Origin of the sequence: Komagataeibacter sp. SM21, assembly GCF_041402665.1 — a bacterium.
Classification (GTDB): Bacteria; Pseudomonadota; Alphaproteobacteria; order Acetobacterales; family Acetobacteraceae; genus Komagataeibacter; species Komagataeibacter saccharivorans.
Genome location: NZ_JBGLOV010000003.1, coordinates 214337 through 233999, shown reverse-complemented (window position 1 = coordinate 233999; position 19663 = coordinate 214337). Strand labels below are relative to the sequence as shown.

17 protein-coding genes are annotated in these 19663 nt (G+C 63.8%); 3 read left to right on the top strand and 14 right to left on the bottom strand.

Annotated elements, in window-relative coordinates:
- Window positions 1–34: 34 nt before the first annotated feature.
- The 9 genes from ACBR42_RS05020 to hrcA form a co-directional block, all read right to left on the bottom strand.
- A complete protein-coding gene (locus ACBR42_RS05020) occupies window positions 35–1414 on the bottom strand; it encodes an ATP-binding protein (RefSeq protein ID WP_282757980.1) in 1380 nt (459 codons plus the stop codon).
- A gap of 8 nt (window positions 1415–1422) precedes the next feature.
- Entirely contained in the window at window positions 1423–2196 is a 774-nt protein-coding gene (locus ACBR42_RS05015) for a response regulator transcription factor (protein WP_102325059.1), read from the bottom strand.
- Window positions 2197–2379: 183 nt separating this feature from the next.
- A complete protein-coding gene (locus tag ACBR42_RS05010) occupies window positions 2380–3690 on the bottom strand; it encodes a lipopolysaccharide assembly protein LapB (protein WP_110546866.1) in 1311 nt (436 codons plus the stop codon).
- A 112-nt stretch (window positions 3691–3802) separates the two neighbouring features.
- A complete protein-coding gene (locus tag ACBR42_RS05005; RefSeq protein WP_102325057.1) occupies window positions 3803–4570 on the bottom strand; it encodes a MotA/TolQ/ExbB proton channel family protein in 768 nt (255 codons plus the stop codon).
- A gap of 88 nt (window positions 4571–4658) precedes the next feature.
- Entirely contained in the window at window positions 4659–5009 is a 351-nt protein-coding gene (locus ACBR42_RS05000) for a hypothetical protein (RefSeq protein ID WP_371207397.1), read from the bottom strand.
- A gap of 222 nt (window positions 5010–5231) precedes the next feature.
- Window positions 5232–6363, bottom strand: a protein-coding gene (gene prfB, locus ACBR42_RS04995; RefSeq protein ID WP_102325056.1) for a peptide chain release factor 2 whose coding sequence is annotated in 2 segments (ribosomal slippage) — window positions 5232–6293 and window positions 6295–6363 — 1131 coding nt in all. Because the reading frame shifts where the segments join, the coding sequence is not laid out codon by codon here.
- 68 nt (window positions 6364–6431) lie between these two features.
- Window positions 6432–8996, bottom strand: a complete 2565-nt coding sequence (locus ACBR42_RS04990; RefSeq protein ID WP_132305297.1) for a penicillin-binding protein 1A — start codon at window positions 8994–8996, stop codon at window positions 6432–6434.
- 109 nt (window positions 8997–9105) lie between these two features.
- Window positions 9106–9993 (bottom strand): aldo/keto reductase, encoded by an 888-nt coding sequence (locus tag ACBR42_RS04985; RefSeq protein WP_371207396.1) that lies wholly within the window; start codon window positions 9991–9993, stop codon window positions 9106–9108.
- 131 nt (window positions 9994–10124) lie between these two features.
- Complete coding sequence (gene hrcA, locus ACBR42_RS04980) at window positions 10125–11204, bottom strand: heat-inducible transcriptional repressor HrcA (RefSeq protein ID WP_371207395.1); 1080 nt, start codon at window positions 11202–11204, stop codon at window positions 10125–10127.
- A gap of 145 nt (window positions 11205–11349) precedes the next feature.
- On the opposite strand from hrcA, the gene rph reads away from it, so the two are divergent.
- Window positions 11350–12078, top strand: a complete 729-nt coding sequence (gene rph / locus ACBR42_RS04975; protein ID WP_102325286.1) for a ribonuclease PH — start codon at window positions 11350–11352, stop codon at window positions 12076–12078.
- Window positions 12075–12692, top strand: a complete 618-nt coding sequence (gene rdgB, locus ACBR42_RS04970) for an RdgB/HAM1 family non-canonical purine NTP pyrophosphatase (RefSeq protein ID WP_102325052.1) — start codon at window positions 12075–12077, stop codon at window positions 12690–12692. The genes rph and rdgB overlap by 4 nt, the downstream gene beginning before the upstream one ends.
- Before the next feature lie 71 nt (window positions 12693–12763).
- Here the strand turns inward: rdgB and ACBR42_RS04965 are convergent, their stop codons facing one another.
- From ACBR42_RS04965 to truB, 4 genes are all read right to left on the bottom strand, one after another.
- Window positions 12764–14182: a nitronate monooxygenase family protein gene (locus ACBR42_RS04965; protein ID WP_102325285.1), complete on the bottom strand. Its 1419-nt coding sequence runs from the start codon at window positions 14180–14182 to the stop codon at window positions 12764–12766.
- Window positions 14183–14264: 82 nt separating this feature from the next.
- Window positions 14265–16403 carry a polyribonucleotide nucleotidyltransferase gene (gene pnp, locus ACBR42_RS04960; protein ID WP_102325051.1) on the bottom strand — a complete coding sequence of 713 codons (2139 nt, stop codon included), beginning with the start codon at window positions 16401–16403 and terminating at the stop codon, window positions 14265–14267.
- A gap of 298 nt (window positions 16404–16701) precedes the next feature.
- Window positions 16702–16971, bottom strand: coding sequence for a 30S ribosomal protein S15 (gene rpsO, locus ACBR42_RS04955; RefSeq protein ID WP_034927253.1), 270 nt, complete (start codon window positions 16969–16971; stop codon window positions 16702–16704).
- A 31-nt stretch (window positions 16972–17002) separates the two neighbouring features.
- Window positions 17003–17923 carry a tRNA pseudouridine(55) synthase TruB gene (gene truB / locus ACBR42_RS04950; protein WP_102325050.1) on the bottom strand — a complete coding sequence of 307 codons (921 nt, stop codon included), beginning with the start codon at window positions 17921–17923 and terminating at the stop codon, window positions 17003–17005.
- A gap of 257 nt (window positions 17924–18180) precedes the next feature.
- Between truB and ACBR42_RS04945 the strand changes: the two genes are divergently transcribed.
- Window positions 18181–19152 (top strand): MlaD family protein, encoded by a 972-nt coding sequence (locus tag ACBR42_RS04945; RefSeq protein ID WP_132305289.1) that lies wholly within the window; start codon window positions 18181–18183, stop codon window positions 19150–19152.
- Window positions 19153–19237: 85 nt separating this feature from the next.
- On the opposite strand, the gene rbfA is transcribed toward ACBR42_RS04945, so the two are convergent.
- Window positions 19238–19651 (bottom strand): 30S ribosome-binding factor RbfA, encoded by a 414-nt coding sequence (gene rbfA / locus ACBR42_RS04940; RefSeq protein ID WP_102325048.1) that lies wholly within the window; start codon window positions 19649–19651, stop codon window positions 19238–19240.
- Window positions 19652–19663: the final 12 nt, after the last annotated feature.

Genomic DNA, 19663 nt, shown 5'->3' with positions numbered 1-19663 from the left:
CGAATCCAACCCCATGCGGGCGCAAAGCCCGCTTTTAGCCAGCCTGCCGTATCACGGCCCTGCGGGGCAGGACAATCTCGGCACACAGGCCGCCCTCGGGGCGATTGAACAGATTGAACGCGCCGCCATCACGCGCCACCTCGCGGCTGACGATCGCAAGGCCCAGCCCCAGCCCGCCCGTACTGCGCGAACGCGAGCTTTCCACCCGGTAAAACGGGGTGGTCACACGGCTGATTTCGGCCTCCGGCAGGCCGGGACCATTATCCTCCACGCGGATGCACAGCGTCTGGTCACTGACCTTCAGGCTTACATGCGCATTGCCCCCGTAGTTCAGGGCATTGTCGATCAGATTGCCCACCACACGCTTCATGGCCAGCGGACGCACGACCGCCTGCACCTGGTCCGGCCCGTCATAGGTGACATCGCGGCCCTGATCCGCCTCATCATCCACCCTTGTCGCCAGAATGGAGGCGAGGTTGACCGACCGCGCCGGTTCGGGGTCTTTCTCTCCCGACAAGTAGGCCAGCACGCCTGCGATCATGGCCTCCATTTCACTTACGTCGGCCTCGATTTCCTTCTGCGCGTCCGGATCGTCCAGAAAGCCCGCGCGTAACCGCAACCGGGCCAGCGGCGTGCGCAGGTCATGCGATACGGCGGCCAGCGCCTCGGTCCGGTCCGCGATCAGGCGGTTGATGCGGTCCTGCATCTTGTTGATGGCCTGGGCAAGGTAGCGCACTTCCCTTGGTCCCTTGTCCGCCAGCGGCACCCAGCGGCCCGAACCGACCGTATCCGCCACATCGGCCAGAGCGCGCAGCGGCATGCTCAGCGCACGCACCAGCATGCCAGCGGCCAGCAGCACCGCACCCGCCAGTATCGCCGCCGAGACGATGCCGCGCCGCATGTGGTGGGGCTGAAGGATGTCCGGGGCCAGAAACCCCATATAGCTGCCATCGGGCAGACGCAGCGTGCCACGCACATCCGTCGTTTCCGCGATTGTGCCCGACAGGTTCAGCGCGTCGCCCTGCAGCGCACTCAGCGTGCCTGCCATCCGGTCGTGCAGCTTCCGCAGGGATGCAGGCTGCACCTTCATCACGCCCATCTGTGCCGGTGTGCGCCAGTCCACCGTCAGATCGCCCGTGGACAGCATGGCCGCCAGCACCATGCGCTGGGAGGTGGGGGTGGCGGCCAGCACGCGGGCGTCGATCACCAGTCGCTCGCCCACCTGCTCCAGTTGGGCGTCATCTATGGTGTAGGTCTCGGCTTCCTCATAAAAAGCGGAACTGCCGACAAAAACGAGCGCGACCGCCACCAGCAGCACGAACATGACGCGCCCGACCAGACCGCGCGGCCATAGCGTGATGCGGCGCGTGACCGGTGCTGGCTGGCGTGCGGGCTGGGCTGGCCCCGGCATCATGGTCGGGTTCAGACCCGTTCGACCTCTGATGTGAAGATATATCCCATGCCGCGCACGGTACGGATCAGCCCGTCCGAATCCGGTCCCAGCTTGCGGCGCAGGCGACTGACCAGCACATCCACGCTACGGTCCGACACGTCGCCCAGACGGGTGCGCGACAGTTCCAGCAGGCGGTCGCGCCCGATCACGCGCTGGGGATTATCCAGAAAACTGGTGAGCAGATCGTGTTCCGCGCCCGAAATCTCGACCGCCATGCCGGACGGGTCACTCAGTTCGCGCCGCCGCAGATCCAGCGTCCAGCCCGAAAAGCGCACGGTTTCCTTACGTGGCCGTCCGGCAATGGGGGTGGTGACCCCGCCGCCACGCCGCCGCAGCACCGCGCGCACGCGGGCCAGCAGTTCCTTCTGGCCAAAAGGTTTGGGCACGTAATCATCCGCGCCCAGTTCAAGCCCCTGCACGCGATCAAGCTCCTCCCCCCGGGCGGAAACGATAATGACCGGAACCTCACGCAGCGGCTGTTCGTCCGGCGCAAGGGGTTCCGCATGCGCGCGCAGGCCGCGACACAGATCCAGCCCGTTGGTTCCGGGCAGCATGACATCAAGGATGATGAGATCGGCGGACTGCACCTTCAGCGCGTCCCACATTTCCGGTCCGCCCTGCACGCCGCGCACCCGATAACCGTCACCCTGAAGGGCACGGACGATCAGGGTGCGCATGCCAGGGTCATCTTCCACCACAAGGATGCGGGCGGGCAGATCGGCAGTGGCAGGTATCTGTGTCATTCTCTCGGCCATGTCTCGGTTGAGGGCAGTTACGATGCCATTTCGACAATCCGTACCATATCCAACGCACCGGGGCGGGATAAGACTCTCATTCTTATCATAAAGTGTCTGCACGACAGGGACCGCAAACAGAAACGGGGCGCTGGATACCCAGCGCCCCGCATGCCCGGAAGAACAGCCCGGTCAGTGCGCGGCAGGCGCCGCGTTCAGCTTGAGCACCCAGAACTGCGCGATATCACGCGCGCCATTGGTCCCCTCCACGCTGTTCAGCGTGGCGATGGCGGCATCCTTCTGGCCCGCAGCAGCCTGTGCCAGACCCAGATGCAGGCGGGCGATGTTGATGTCCGTCGGCCCCTTGGCAATGCCCTGCTTCATCACGGCCAGCCCCTTGTCGGCCTGACCGAACAGCACGTAGTTGTAACCCGCCGTCAGCAGCGCGTTACCCGTGGTGGCCTGCGCCGTCGCGGCATCAAGACCCGCCTTGCGTTCGGCCACGCCCTGCGTCACCAGCGCCTTCAGCTTCTCCGTGCGCGGCGCGGTGGCGTCATGCCCCAGCACGCCACTGGAATAACCCTGGTTGATTATATCCAGCGCAAGCTGCGGCAGGCCCGCCTGCATGGCCAGTTCGGTGATGTCCATGTATTCAGCCGAAGTCTTGACCAGCCCGGCTTCCAGCCGCACGCGGTCGATATCCAGCCGCAGTCCCGGCGCCATGTTGGGATTGCTCAGCACGGAATGGACCACCTGCGCCCAGTAATCGGGCTTGGGATAATAGGTGGCGAGCTGGACATAGGTCCTGGTCAGACCCGTCGTGTCATGAAGCTGCGACTGGCAGGCGGCCAGAAGCTGAAGCTGGTTTTCGGTCGGCCTGGCGCCCGCCTTGATCGTGGCGTCGATCTGGCCCTGCTGCACGCGCGCCGCATTGGCGTAGTCATGCTGCAGGTAGTACGCCTGAATCAGGATCGTGAGCATCTGCGGGTTCTTGCCACCCGCCTTGATGTATTTTTCCGTTACGGCAATCGCCTGCGGGTAGTCCTTGGCGGTGAAGGCCATGCTGCCCTCGGCCAGCGCCATCTGTTCCTTCGTCGCCGCAGGTGTGCGGGACGATGCGATCAGCTTGTCATAGGCGGAAATCGCCGCGGGCACATTGCCCGACTGCGCGGCAACGGCGGCGCGCATCTGTTCGATGGTATAGGATTCGTATTCGGTCTTGCCCGTAACCGCATCCGCCGCATCAATCGCCGCCATGGCCTGCGGGTATTTATGGGCAGCCAGCGCCGTCTGCGCCTGCTGGAGGGACGTGCCCACCTTCTGCCCCAGCACATCAGCCGCATGGACGCCGTGCAGCGGCACGACCGTCATGGCGACAGGCAGCACCATCATGGCACCGGCCAGCAGGCGGCCGCGCAACCGGAACAGCGATTTGGATGTGATGTTTTTCAACTGGATGTCCTTCCATGAACGGGTCATGGCCCGAATGATCGGCCAGGGCATCACGATGGACCCACACGGTCCATCAATCAATCGGCTCTGACCGGAGGCACGGCAGGCTCCCGACAGGCGCCTGCCGTGCCTGACTTGAAATCAGGTCACGTGTGGATGGTTTTTATTCGGCGGGGGTATGCGACTCATGGCGGTAGCCACCGATCAGGATGGACTGCACGTCAGCCGCGAAATCGCGCACTTCGTCCAGCGCGCCCTTGTTGCGGCGGACCAGCATGTTGTAGCCCAGAACCGCAGGTACCGCGGTGCCAAGGCCGATGGCCGTCATGATCAGTGATTCACCAACCGGGCCCGCGACCTTGTCAATCGAAGCCTGACCCGCGATGCCGATGGCGGTCAGCGCGTGGTAGATACCCCACACGGTACCGAACAGACCCACGAACGGGGAAGTCGAACCCACCGTGCCGAGGAAGGCCAGGCCACCCTGCAGGCGGTTCTGGATGAAATCGACGGAACGCTGGATGGACATGGTCGTCCAGGAATACAGGTCGATGGATTCCTGCATCGTGCCTTCATGGTGCTCGGCGGCCTTGATGCCGGTATCGGCGATATAGCGGAACGGGGACGCCGTATCGAGCAGGGCCGCGCCCTGACGGAGATCGGAGGCCTGCCAGAACTTTGCCTTCACTTCCTTGGCGGCCTTCATCATGCGGGCCTGTTCCACGAACTTGGACAGCATGATGTACCATGTCCCGACAGACATCACGACCATGATCAGCAGCACGGTGCGGGCGATGAAATCACCGTTCGTCCACAATGCTTCCAACCCGTACGGGTTGGCTTCAGCCGCAGCGCCCTTTGCGTACGCAAACGCCGGCAGTGCGGTCAGCAGCGCGGCTGCGACGGCTATATTACGATGGTGTCGGGTCATTTACCTGAAATCCTCTGACGAATAGGGCCATGGTTCTGGCCTGCAACACATTTCACGACTGTTATCTGACCAGTCCGGGCACTGAAAATCAATCCACCTGTAACGTTTTCGGAACAATTTCCGGCTGACGCACCCGCCTGTCCCGCCCGATGACGGGGGCCGGAATGACCGGCACCTCCGGCTGGACCATGACCGGCAGCGGCATGGGGGGTGGCGCCGCAAGGAAGGGCGGCGGCTCACGGATGATCTTTATCGTAAGGGGGGGAAGCGGGCGGTATGGCTCGGGGAACATGGGTTTGGCCTTGGGCCGCAGCCCGTAGGCCAGCACGCCCACGACAACGACATGCACAAGCACGATCACGCCGATGATGCGCAGGTACGGCGTGCGTCGCCGCTGCCGCGCAGCGTAATCCAGTCCCATGACTTCGTCAGACCACATGCCATTCCTGTCCAGAGGCCACCGCGCGCATACCCCGCGCGGCCCTTACCGCCATTTGTTGCCAGATCATGAATTGGGCGTGGTCGGGGCGTGTGTGTCAAGCAGGATATGCAGCAGGGGCGAAACAAATTTATTATTACGTAACAAGGCTCCAGCCCCGAATACGCAAAAACCCCGCGACCGGGGGTCGCGGGGCTGGAACACGACGGCCGTGCCGGATCGTTACTGCGCCTGCGCGCTTGCTTCCGATCGGGTGGCCCCCACGCGGGCGGCAAGGGCTGCGGCCATGAAGTCATCCAGATCGCCATCGAGAATGGCACCCGGATTGGTTTTCTCGACGTTGGTGCGCAGATCCTTGACCAACTGGTAGGGCGCCAGCACGTAGGAACGAATCTGGTGCCCCCAGCCGATATCGGTCTTGCTCGCCTCGGTCTGGGCGGCGGCGGCTTCACGCCGTTGCAGTTCCTGCTCGTACATGCGCGCCTTCAGCATGGTCATGGCCGTGGCACGGTTACGATGCTGGGAACGGTCGGTCTGGCACGCCACCACGATCCCGGTGGGGATGTGGGTGATACGGATGGCCGATTCCGTCTTGTTGACGTGCTGCCCGCCAGCGCCGGACGCGCGGAACGTATCCACACGCAGGTCGGCTTCATTGATCTCGATCTCGATCGAATCATCCACCACGGGATAGACCCAGACGGACGCAAAGGATGTCTGCCGCCGTGCCGCCGCATCGAAGGGGGAGATACGGACAAGGCGATGGACACCGGCCTCGGTCTTGAGCCAGCCATAGGCGTTGGGTCCGCTGACCTGGATGGTCGCGGATTTCAGCCCGGCCTGTTCCCCTTCCGAGCTTTCCATCATCGTGACCTTGTAGCCATGCTGCTCGGCCCAGCGGGTGTACATGCGCAGCAGCATTTCCGCCCAGTCCTGCGCCTCCGTCCCGCCTGCGCCGGCATTGACTTCAAGGTAGCAGTCATTGCTGTCAGCCTCGCCCGAAAGCAGGCTTTCGGTCTCGCGCCGCTTGGCTTCATCGGCCAGTGCGCGCAGCACGCCCAGCGCTTCGCCCACAACGGCCGAATCGCCTTCCATTTCGGCAAGCTCGGCCAGTTCGATCGTATCGCGCACATCGGCCTCAAGTCGCTGCACGCCCTCGATCTGGTTGGCCAGCAGCGTGCGTTCACGCATGAGCTTCTGGGCGGCGTCGGAGTCGTTCCACAACTCCGGGTCTTCCGCCCGGTTGTTCAGTTCCGCGAGGCGGTCAATTGCGACATCCCAGTCAAAGATGCCTCCTCAGCAGTGCCACCGACTGCTTGATCTGGTCGTTCAGGGCCTCTGTCTCGGCAGACATGGGCTTGCTCCTTGGTCAACAGTAAACTGTGCGGGCATGCGCGCCGCCATGCCCGGCGATAAGGGGCGTCAATACAGGCCGCCCATGCCAATGTCACCCCCGGAAGACGGAGCCGGACCGGTATCGGCAGGGGCCGCCGGGTGCGCGACCGGGGCCGTGCCCTCCGCCGGGGTGGTGGGGTTACCCGGGGTTGCGGCCATATCGTTTTCAGAATCAGGCATGTTCTCGGCCCCCGTATCCGCAGCCGTCAGGCCCGTACCGGACCCGGCGCCCAGATCCACGCTCATACCCGGTTCCTGACCGGGCTTGAAGGCGTCGATCGCCATGCCCATGCCCGTATCGTAGCGGGCCAGCCTTACGCCATCAGGCACCGGGAAATCCAGACGCGGGCGGCTGGCGAGCGCCGTCTTCATCACCTGATTCCAGATCGGCCCCGCGATGACGCCGCCCGTCTCGTTCTTGCCCAGTGACTGCGGGGTGTCGAAGCCGATCCAGACTACGGTCACCAGATCAGGGGAAAAGCCCGCGAACCAGGCATCGTTGAAATCCTGGCTGGTGCCGGTCTTGCCCGCGATGGGCCGGTCGATACCGGCACCCGCACGCACGCCGGTGCCACGGCGTATGACATCCTGCATCATCGCCACGATCTGGCTGGCGCTGGCGGCGGAAACGACCTGCGGGCGGGTATCGGCCATCTGCGGGCCGGTTGCGGGCGTTGCGTTGGGCTGCCACGCGATCCCGTCGGGCCGCCACATGACATTGCCGTTGCGGTCCTTGATGTCGTCAATCAGGGTGGGCGTAACCAGCCTGCCGCCATTGGCGATGGTGGCGTAGGCCCCGGCCTCCCGCATCACGGTGGTTTCCACGGCCCCGAGTGCCGCAGGCAGTACCAGCGGCATGGAATGGGCAAGGCCCAGCGTCTGGGCAAGCTGGGCGACAGGCTTCATGCCGATCTGGGCGGCAAGGCGGATCGTGACAAGATTGCGGGATTCGCGCAGGGCGTCATGCAGCGTGGTGGGGCCCCAGAAATCCTTTTCATAATTGCTGGGATGCCATTCGCCGTAGCTGACCGGGGAATCGTCGAATTTCTGCGATGGCGAGATACCGTTTTCCATCGCCGCGAGATAGACGAAGGGCTTGAATGACGAACCCGGCTGGCGCGCCGCCTGTGTCGCGCGGTTGAACTGCGATTCCTTGAACGACCAGCCCCCGACCATGGCCATGACGCGCCCGGTATGCACGTCAATGGTGGCCAGCGCGCCTTCCACATGCGGTATCTGCCGCACGGCGACGCCGCCGCCATCCGCCTGTGGCTCGATCAGTATCACATCGCCGGTCTGCACGCCCTTTCCGGTGCGCATCCATGCCCGGTCACGCGCCAGCAGGTCGCCGGTATGGGGCACGACAGGGTCCCGCCCTTCCAGCCAGCCCACACGCCCCGTCGCCGCCGACAGGACAACGGCCATGCGCCACTGCTCCAGTATACCGGCAGGGGGCGTGACATGGGCCAGTTCACTGGCCCACTCCCCGCCCACGTTCCGGGCATCGACATGTCCCACCGCCCCGCGCCAGCCGCCATGGGCGCGGTCGTACCGCTCCAGCCCGTCGCGCAGGGCCGAAGTCGCGACCTGCTGCAGATGCGAATCGAGCGACGTATGGACCGAAAGGCCGCCTTCCATCGTGGTGCCGATGCCGTATCGTTCGATCAGTTCACGGCGCACCTCTTCGGCAAACCATTCGGAACCGGGTACCGGACCGGGACGGGTGAAGTTGGCGGGAACCAGCGGTTCAAGCTGGGCGGCATGCGCCTCCTCGGGCGTGATGACATGCAGGTCCGCCATACGGTCCAGCACCCAGTTGCGCCGGGTGGTCGCCGCCTGCACATAACGGTGCGGATTGTAGTTGGTGGGCGATTTGGGCAGCGCGCCAAGGAAGGCGGCCTCCGCATTGTCCAACTGATCCAGCGGCTTGTTGAAATAGGTCTGGGCCGCAGCGGCAATGCCGTACGCACCTTCGCCCAGATAGATCTCGTTGAGATAGATTTCGAGGATCTGCTCCTTGCTCAGCGTCTGTTCCAGACGCATGGCAAGCAGGGCTTCCTTGATCTTGCGGTCGATCGAGACGGCATTCGATCCCAGCAGCATGATCCGCGCGACCTGCTGCGTAATGGTCGAAGCCCCGATGGGACGATGCTTGGTGCCATGCATCATCATGTCGGTCAGCCCGGCGCGCAGGATCGCCAGCGGGTCCACACCGCCATGGGTAAAGAATTTCTGGTCCTCCGCGGCAAGGAAGGCGCTGCGCACGCGTTCGGGTATGGCGCTGTAAGGCACGAATATGCGCCGTTCCGCCGCCAGTTCGGCCATGACCTGATCATCGCCGGAATACAGGCGGCTCATGACCGGCGGCTGATAGGTGCGCAGGCCGTCCACGGTGGGCAGCCCCTCGCTCAGGCGCGCATATTCGCGCCATACGACCAGCCCGCCCACGCTGCCACCCAGCAGGGCCATGGCCAGCGTCGTGCCCGCAAGCCAGCGCACCATCCGGTATCGTGGCCGACGGGGGCTGGCGGTTTCCGGTCGGGAAGGTCCATCACTCCGGCCATCGCGGCCTGATCCGTCAGCAAGCGTCATCCGGTATCCAATAGGGAAAGAAAAGGGCCGTTCTGTGTCGAAGCCCCCTGTCTAGCATTGTCCGGCGGCGCCGTCGCCCCCGATCCATCTACCGGGATGCCGCCGGTCCCTATACGGCGTTACGGCTGCCCCATTCGGCGCGGCCTTCGTTATTAAGCTGATGGAATTCCTCATCACTCAGCACAATCGCTGCTGCGGCAGCGTTATCAGCCACATGTTCGGGGCTGCCGGTGCCGGGAATGGGCAGCATGACCGGCGCGCGGCGCAGCAGCCATGCCAGCGCGATCTGGCCGGGCTGGACACCTTTTTCCGTCGCAAGGCGGGTCAGGAACGTCTCGCCGCGCGTAAGCCCGCCCGCAGCGAGCGGTGCCCACGGGATGAAGCCGATATTTTCACGCGTGCAGTAATCCAGCACATCTTCCGAATAGCGGTTGACCAGATTGAAGCGGTTCTGGACCGTGGCGACAGGAAAATACAGCCGCGCGCGCTCGATCATCTCGACCGTCACTTCCGACAGGCCGACATGGCGGATCAGCCCCTGCGCGCGCATGGTGGCGATCGCCTCGAACTGCTGTTCGGGCGTGCAGTCCGCGCCGACACGGTGCAACTGCCACAGGTCGATGCGTTCCACGCCCAGCCGGCGCATGCTCATCAACACGCACTGACGCAGGTAATCGGGGTTGCCCACCGGCTTCCAGATATTCGGCCCATGCCGCGTATGGCCGCCCTTGGTGGCGATGACCGTGTCGGGATAGGGATGCAGCGCCTCGCGGATCAGGTCCTCGCTGACATAGGGACCATAGGCATCCGCCGTGTCGACGAAATTGATCCCCAGTTCGGGCAGGCGGCGCAATGTCGCAAGGGCCGCCGCCCTGTCGGCGGGTTCGCCCCATATGCCCGGACCTGTAATGCGCATGGCCCCGAAGCCCAGCCGCGTGACCTCAAGGTCACCGCCAATCATGAACGAACCGGACCGCCTTGCATCGGGAGTGAACATCCCATCCTCCTTGCGCTTTCGGCACGCCGTGGAGACGGCGCGCGGTTACTGTCGTGTAACCATAATGGGGGGCTGCGAGTCCGGTTGCATGTATGGGCTGCATCACACCCCTGCCCCCTGCCCCCTGCCCTTCAGCCCAGCATGCGGCCGATCACGCGCGCGGTGTAATCGACCACGGGAATGATACGGGCGTAATTGATGCGCGTCGGCCCGATCACGCCAATCGCACCCACGATCCGGTTGCTGTCCGTGCGCGCGGGGGCGACGACGACCGACATGCCCGCCATCCCGAACAGCCCGCTTTCGGCACCGATGAAAATGCGCACCCCTTCCGATTCGCGCGCCAGATCAAGCAGACGCAGCATGGTTTCCTGCGTTTCCAGCCGCTCGAACAGCATCTGGATGGTGGTCAGGCGTTCGATTTCGGTCACATCGGCCAGCAGCCGCCCCTGCCCGCGAATGAACAGGGTGCCGCCGCGTTCGTCAGCGCCACTCCACGTTGCAAGGCCACTGGCAACCACTTCCGCCGTCAGATGATCGAGTTCGGTACGGTTGGCGGTCATGTCGGTGCTGACCGTCTCGCGCAGACGGTCCAGCGTCTGGCCCGACAGATGGGCATTGAGGTAATTCCCCGCCTCCACCAGTGCGGAAGGCGGCAGGCCAGACGGTGTCTCGATCACGCGGTTTTCGACCTGACCGTCCGCGCTGACCAGAATGACCAGCGCCCTGCCCGGACCAAGGGCCACAAATTCGATATGCTTGATGACGGTGCCATCGCTTTTCGGCGCCATGACCACGCCTGCGGCACAGGACAGGCCCGACAGCATGGATGACGCCTGCGCCAGCATATCCTCCAGCGACCGGCCCTTCACATCCAGCATGCCCGCGATGCTTTCGCGTTCCTCATCACTCAGGCTGCCGAACTGGAGCAGGCCATCCACAAACAGCCGTACGCCCTTTTCCGTGGGCAGCCGTCCCGCCGACGCATGGGGGGAAAACAGCAGCCCCGCATCCGTCAGCTCCGCCATGACGTTACGAATCGTGGCGGGTGACAGCGACAGCGGCAGGCGCTGCGACAGCGTGCGCGAACCCATCGGCTCGCCCGTTTCGACATACTGTTCCACGATTTCGCGCAGGATCGCGGCGGAGCGGGCATCCAGCCCCGATAACAGGGGCGGCGGCACTACGTGGGATCGGGTTTCCATAGCCATGCCTCCTGCCTTTCATGCCTCAGTTCATGCGGGCGTCCCGCATGGCCTTCATTATAGCAGATCAATCACATCCCTGCCCACGCGGGACTGGAAAAGGGGGCGGATTGCAGGCTATGCCGCCCCATCACTTTGCGGAGTTATGCCCATGCGTCCATCCGGCCGTGCCCCTGACGCCCTGCGTCCCGTCTCCATCCAGACCGGCTTCGCCCGCCATGCGGAAGGTTCCGCCCTGATCCGCATGGGGGGGACCGAAGTCCTGTGTGCCGCCAGTGTCGAAACCCGCGTACCACCCTTCCTGCGCGGCAAGGGACAGGGCTGGGTCACGGCGGAATACGGCATGCTGCCGCGCGCCACCCACAGCCGCGGCCACCGCGAAGCCGCCAAGGGCAAGCAGAGCGGCCGCACGCAGGAAATCCAGCGCCTGATCGCGCGTTCCCTGCGCGCGGTGACGGATCTGAAGGCGCTGGGAGAAATCTCGATCACCGTGGACTGCGACGTGCTGAATGCCGATGGCGGCACGCGCTGCGCCGCCATTACCGGCGCATGGGTCGCCCTGCGTCTGGCGCTGGAAAAGCTAGTACGTGACGGCACGCTGGCCGCCCTGCCGCTCAAGGGACAGGTGGCGGCCGTATCCTGTGGCCTGACCGCGGAAGGTGCGGTGCTCGACCTCGATTACGATGAGGACAGCACCGCCGCCGCCGACGCCAATTTCGTCCTGACCGCCGAAGGGGGCATTGTTGAAATTCAGGGCACGGCGGAAAAGGACCCCTTTACCGAAGACCAGTTCAACGCCCTCATGCGTCTGGCGCGCACGGGCACGGCGGAACTGTTCCGCATACAGGCCGCAACCATCGAGCAGGTGACCAGGGCATGAATACGCACACCAATCGCCTGCGCCGGGGGGATACGCTGGTCCTCGCCACCCATAACCGGGGCAAGGTTGCGGAATTCGCCGCCCTGCTGGCCGGGTATGACATCCGCGTTGTCTCGGCTGGTGAACTGTCGCTACCTGAACCGGAGGAGACGGCCGACAGCTTTGACGGCAACGCCATCCTTAAGGCGCAGGCTGCGGCGAAAGCTGCCAACCTGCCCGCTCTGGCCGATGATTCCGGCTTCTGCGTCGCAGCACTGGGCGGTGCTCCGGGCATTTTCTCGGCCCGCTGGGCCGGGCCGGAAAAGGACTATCCCGATGCCATGCGCCGCATCCACGAACAGATGGGCGACAACCCCGATCGCAGCGCATGGTTCATTTCCGTGCTGTGCCTGGCATGGCCGGATGGAAACACCGAAACCTTCGAGGGACGGATCGATGGCCATGTCGTCTGGCCGCCGCGTGGCACGAACGGGCACGGTTACGATCCTGTTTTTGCCCCCGGCAAGGGCACCCGCAGCTTTGCCGAAATGACGGAAGCGGAAAAGAACGACATAAGCCATCGCGCACTGGCTTTCGCCCTGTTCCGCGATGCCTGCCTGCCCATGACGGACTGAGCGGTCCCGTCTCAGTAAAAAAGGCTGGCTCCCGGGGGATGCCAGCCTTTTTCATGTCCGCATGAACGGGTTTAACGCCCGGTCAGTATCCGTTCCATCAGTTCCGCCACCGTCGGCACATGGCCGTTGGCGTAAAGCGGGTCGGTGGCGAAGCGCCAGGCATTGGTGCCGCCGAACATCAAGTTGTGATCCATCACCTCATCCTGATCCGGCCCATGGGCATGGGCGACGGCCTGAAGGGTCTTCTGGATACAGTAGGAACGCGGGTCCGCCTTGTGCCCGTTGGAATAGGCGGGCGGACGCTGCGACCAGTTGGAAAAGCGGCATTCCGACAGGCAGCCCATGCAGGCCCCCTGATCGGCAAGGATTTCGCGTGCCTTTTCCGGGGTCACGAACACCAGCGTATTGTCCGGCGTGCGCATGGCCTCGGTATAGCCTTCTTCCATCCACAGCTTTGCACGCTGCCCGTCTTCGGGCGTGACGAAGACCTGCCGGCCGCGCGCGCCAATGGCCAGCGCCATGGTGTGCGCGCCCAGTTCCTCGGGCGAGAAGGCAATCTGCCGCTCACTGCGTGCCCGCAGTTCATGCAGGAAGCTGTTGTTGACGGCGGATGAATAGAAACCCGTGGGCGAGAAGCGGTTGAGGAACACGTCCCCTTTCTTCAGCGTCAGCAGGCGGCGCTTCCACGAATCGGGAATCGGGCTTTCGCGCGTCAGCAGCGGTCGCGTGCCGAACTGAAAGGCGATCGGACCCAGTTCGGGATTGTCGATCCAGTCCTGCCATTCCTCCAGCCACCAGACGCCACCGGCCATGATGATGGGGGTATCATCCAGTCCGAAGCTGCGCATCTGCTTGCGCAGCGCCAGCACACGGGGGAACGGATCTTCCGGTTCCAGCGGGTTTTCGGTGTTGGACAGGCCATTATGACCACCCGCGCGCCACGGGTCTTCATAGACGACCGCGCCGAGCAGGTCGCCCGTCTTGTGATAGGCCCGGCGCCACAGCGCGTTGAACGCGCGTGCGGATGACACGATGGGATAGTAATGGATACCGAACCGCGCGGCGATTTCCGACAGGCGATACGGCATGCCCGCACCACAGGTCAGACCCTGGATCAGTCCCGGCGCGCCTTCCAGCACCCCGTTGATGACCCGTTCCGCCCCGCCCATTTCCCACAGGATATTAGCATGGATACGTCCCTTGCCGCCTGCGATCTCATGCGCGATGCGCGCCTGCGCGATACCGCCACGAATGGCGTAATCGACCAGTTCCTCGTGCCGTTCGCGCCGCGTCCTGCCGTGATAGTCCTGCGGGATGACATTGCCATCCCCGTCATAGGAATCGGCGTTCACGATCGAGACCGTGCCCACCCCACCGGCCGCGGCCCAGTGCCCCGCGGAAACGCCGGTTGAGATCGAGACGCCCTTCCCCCCTTCGACCAGGGGCAGAATATCCGTCCCGCCCATACGGATCGCATTGATCGGCTTCATCACCATTCCATCGTCATGTATCTGCCCCCGCAGGCGGCCACGCCTGATGCGTGGCCGCCTGCGGGGGTGTCATTTCCGCGTCTTAGCGCGCGGCAGGCGCCCGACCGGGCTTCGCGCCCACGGTCTCGGTGATGTCGGCACCAGTTTCCTGATCGACCACGCGCATGGACAGCTTGACCTTGCCGCGATCGTCGAAGCCCAGAACCTTCACCTTCACCTCGTCTCCCTGCTTGACGACATCCGTCGTCTTGGAGACACGGCCCTGCGCCAGTTCGGAGATGTGGACAAGTCCGTCACGCGGGCCAAGGAAGTTCACGAACGCACCGAAATCGGCGGTCTTCACAACCTTGCCGTTGTAGATCTGGCCCACTTCGGGCTCGGCCACGATACCACGGATCCGCTCGATGGCCTTTTCGGCCTGATCGTCGGAAGTGGCGGCAATCATGATCGTGCCGTCATCGTTAATGTCGATCTTCGCACCCGAATATTCAACGATCTCACGAATGACTTTACCGCCCTGACCGATCACATCGCGGATTTTTTCCTTCGGCACGGAGATCGTGGTGATCTTCGGCGCGGAGGAAGAAACATCCGAACGGCCTTCGGTCAGCGCCTTGGCCATTTCGCCCAGGATATGCAGACGGCCGTTACGGGCCTGACCCAGCGCGATCTTCATGATTTCCGGCGTGATGGACGTGATCTTGATGTCCATCTGCAGCGCGGTCACGCCCTTTTCGGTGCCCGCCACCTTGAAGTCCATGTCACCCAGATGATCTTCGTCACCCAGAATGTCGGACAGCACGGCGAATTCGTCGTCTTCCTTGATCAGGCCCATGGCGATGCCCGCCACCGGGCGCTTCAGCGGAACACCGGCATCCATCAGCGCAAGCGACGTGCCGCATACCGTGGCCATGGAAGAAGAGCCGTTGCTTTCCGTGATCTCGGACACGACGCGCATCGTGTACGGGAAGGTATCCTTGCCCGGCAGCAGCGGGTGGATGGCGCGCCATGCCAGCTTGCCATGACCGATTTCACGACGGCCCGGCGAACCCATGCGCCCGCACTCACCAACCGAGAACGGCGGGAAGTTGTAGTGCAGCATGAAGTTGGTGCGGTATTCGCCTTCCAGCGCGTCCACGATCTGCTCGTCCTGCGCGGTGCCCAGGGTGGCCACAACCAGCGCCTGCGTCTCGCCACGGGTGAACAGGGCGGAACCATGCGCGCGCGGCAGGATGCCGACCTCGGACACGATCGGACGGATCGTTTCCAGATCGCGGCCATCGATACGGTAGCCGGTGTCGAGCACTTCCGTGCGGACCACGTCGGCTTCCAGATCCTTGATCATCGGCTTGGCCGCATCGGCGTCGGCCTCACCGATCTTGGCAAGGATCGCTTCACGGGCGGCGGCAACCTTCTTGTAACGGACCTGCTTGGCCCGTTCCTTGTAGGCTTCGGCGATCAGGGCACGACCGACCTTGTCCACCTTCTTGCGCAGCTTGATTTCCTCAGCCGTCGGCTCGGCCAGGTCCCACGGGGCCTTGGCTGCGTTTTCGGCAAGGTCGATGATCGCGTCAATCACCTGCTGGAAGGCTTCGTGACCGAACGTCACGGCGCCCAGCATCACGTCCTCGGACAGTTCCCCGGCCTCGGACTCGACCATCAGCACGCCTTCGGACGTGCCGGCCACGACCAGATCCAGCTCGCTGTCACGCACCTGCGAGATTGTCGGGTTGAGGATGTACTTGCCATCGCTGTAACCCACGCGCGCCGCGCCCACCGGACCGAAGAACGGGATGCCGGACAGCGTCAGCGCCGCCGAGCAGCCGATCAGCGCCACAACGGCGGGATCGTTTTCCATGTCGTGGCTCAGAACGGTCGCGATGACCTGAACCTCGTTACGGAAGTTTTCGGGGAAGAGCGGGCGGATCGGACGGTCGATCAGGCGCGAGTTCAGAACCTCGGCCTCGGTCGGGCGACCTTCACGCTTGAAGAAGCCACCGGGGATCTTGCCCGCGGCGTAGGCTTTTTCCTGATAATTGACCGTAAGCGGGAAGAAATCCTGCCCCGGCTTCACATTCTTGGCGCCAACAGCCGTGCAGAGCACGACCGTATCGCCATAGGTTACGACAACCGCGCCATCGGCCTGACGGGCGACCTTGCCCGTTTCCAGCACCAGCGGGCGACCGCCCCATTCGATTTCCTTGCGAAAATAATTGAACATCCAGACAACCCTGTCCGTTGACTGCCGCAATGCAGGCGGGCCGGACATTGGAACATTGATGGCAGCGCCTCGGACGGCATGGAGTGATGACGGCACTGCCGTCAGAACACCATGTGGCCTGAAACGCTGCGATCCGGTCCGGACATCTCCGCCGTGGCGTCGGCAGCGTGTTGATGGCACCCGTTATGGGTACCTGAAAATATCCGGCGCCGCCGGGCGCGGCCATGCACATGCATGCGCCGCACCCGGACGGGCCGAACGGGAACGCATTATGACCGCGATCCCGTCATGTCGCAAATCAGCGACGCAGGCCGAGGCGCTTGATCAGTGTTTCGTAGCGGGCCTGGTCCTTGCGCTTGACATAATCAAGCAGGCGGCGGCGGCGGCCGACCAGCATCAGCAGACCACGGCGGGAATGGAAATCCTTCGCGTGGGTCTTGAGGTGATCGGTCAGGTTCACAATCCGCTCGGTCAGCAGGGCAACCTGCACTTCCGGTGAGCCCGTGTCCGTGGCGGCGTTCTGGTATTCGCCAATCAGCGCCGTGCGGCGTTCAGCAGTAATCGACATCGTCTTTCTCCATTACAGACAGATATTCAGTTCACAGCATGCGTACCGATCGCAGCCAGCCGTCCACGGGACGGCACAGCCCGACCACACGCGCCCCGTCCATCGCACGCACGACCCCGCTGCGGGGATCGGTGTGGTCCGGCATCCGGTCCGCCAACTGGTTAAGGTCCAGGGCCTGACCGTATGACAGGGCATCCGCTTCCTCACGGGTCAGGGCCAGCGCCGGGATGTCGGCCAGCGCGGTCGCGACCGGAAGTAGCAGATCCGGGGGAGCAGGCGCGTTGTCGGCGCTTGCGACAATTTTGTCCAGTGGAATCGCATGGGATTCATCAAAAGGCCCCACGTTCAGCCGCCGCAGCGCCACCACATGGCCCACAGTGCCACAGGCCAGCGCGATATCGCGTGCGAGCGAACGCATGTACACCCCCTTGCCCGACACCACCTCGAACACCGCCGTATCGGCATCGGGCCGGGCGATCAGTTCAAAACGGTCGATATGCGCGGGCCGTGACTGCAGTTCGGGTGCATTCCCCGCGCGCGCAAGGTCATAAGAACGCTTGCCGCCCACCTTGAGGGCGGAAAACACCGGCGGCACCTGCATGATATCGCCACGGAACGCCCCAAGCGCCGCCGCAAAGGCCGCGTTATCGGGGCGCACGTCGGATACTGCCGTCACGTTGCCATCGGCATCGTCACTGTCGCGTGCCTCCCCTATGCGCAGGGTGAAGTGATAACGCTTGGTGCCATCCATGATATAGGGCACGGTCTTGGTCGCCTTGCCGAAGGCTATCGGCAGCAGGCCGGTCGCCAGCGGGTCCAGCGTGCCGCCATGGCCAGCCTTGGCCGCATCGAACAGGTAGCGCGCACGGCCCACGACCTGCGTGGATGTCATGCCCGACGGCTTGTCGATTATCAGCCAGCCATCAAGCGGGCGTCCACGTTTGCGTCGCATTGCACGGCACCTTGCATCCAGTCAGGGGGAAGGCGTGCGTTTAGACGAGGCACGCAGGCACGGCAATGCCCCATTCCATCAGGGGGGCTGGCCGTAAGGGACACACATGATAGTAAGGGCGAAGGTGGCACATGCCTGCCATCACCCTATCCCGCTTTGCCAGGCGTGGATGTGGTGCCATCTTGCGGCAAACAGGCGCATGGGTATCGTGTTCCTGGAATATTTTTTCATTCCGCGTGTAGGGAGACCTGAACACCATGGCTGAACGGCAGACCACGGTCGGTGCATTTGTGTTGGGTGGCGCCCTGCTTGGTGTGACGGCCATCGCGCTGTTCGGGAAATTCCATCCCTTCTCCCCCACCAGCCACGCCGTGGTCGTATTCGACAGCCCCATCAACGGTCTGGGTGTGGGTGCGCCCGTCACGTTCGACGGCGTGCAGGTCGGGCATGTGGAACGTATTTCCGTCCAGTTCGATCCCGACACGCATCAGGCCTATATTCCCGTAACGCTGGAACTTGAGGCCAATGGCGCGCACATGGCGACCAGCCATGGCAGGGCGCTCGATACACATGAACTGCCCAGGCTGGTCGAACGCGGCCTGCGCGCCGAACTGCATATGCAGAGCTTCGTGACCGGGCAGGAAGAAATCGACCTGACATTCGATCCCGCCACACCGGCGCACCTGCATCCCGGCTTCAGCGGATATACGGAAATCCCGGCGCGGGAATCGGAAATGCAGCGCCTGACCGATGCGCTGACGACGCTGCCGCTCAAGAACATCGCCAATAATGCCGATACCATGCTGGTCAGCATCCGCACGCTGGCCGACCGGCTGGACAAGGACCTGCCGCCGCTGGTGGACAGCGTACGTGCCACCTCGGACCACACACGGGTAACGGTCGATACGGCAACCGACGCCATCCGTGATCTGGACCACCGGATGGATACGACGCTGGCCTCCATCGACCATCTGGCCAATACGGGCACGGCCCAGCTTGATGCGCGGGGCAGCGAACTGCACACGCTTCTGGTCAATTCCAATGATACAGTCACCGAGGCCAGAGGTGCGCTGGCCGGGCTGCACGATATCACGGCCCCCAGTTCCGCTGACCGTTCCAATATCGATTCGTCCCTGCGCGACCTTGCCGCAGCGGCAGCGGCCCTGCGCGGTTTCGCAACCGATGTGGAGCGCAACCCGCAACTGCTGCTTATGGGACGTCGTAACTGACCTGCCCACGCATCCGACATTTACAGAAAAGGCCGGTCTGGCATTTCGCCAGACCGGCCTTTTTTCAGTCAGTCCGCATTACGGATCAGTCTTCCAGATCGCGTCTTACTTCCGGCTGACGGAGCATGCTGTCGACCTCCATCGCATAATCCAGCGCCGTATCGGGCTGGAAATGCAGGTCCGGCACCCCGCGCAACCTGAGCGCATGGGACAGACGCGTCCGCAGGAACGGGCTTACACGCTTGAGGGCAGGCAGAAGTTCCGCCACGTCACTACGCCCCAGCCGCGCTACGAATACCGTCGCGTGCTTCAGGTCGGGTGAGATGCGGACTTCGGTAACGGTGATATGGACATCGGCCAGATCCGGGTCGCGGAATTCGGTACGGGCAAATATTTCCGCCAGTACGCGACGCACTTCTTCCGCCACGCGCAACTGGCGCTGCGAGGGACCTGATGCGGAATGGCCGGCAAGTTTCCCTGCCGGCCCGCTCTCGCTCATCCCTTTTCTGGA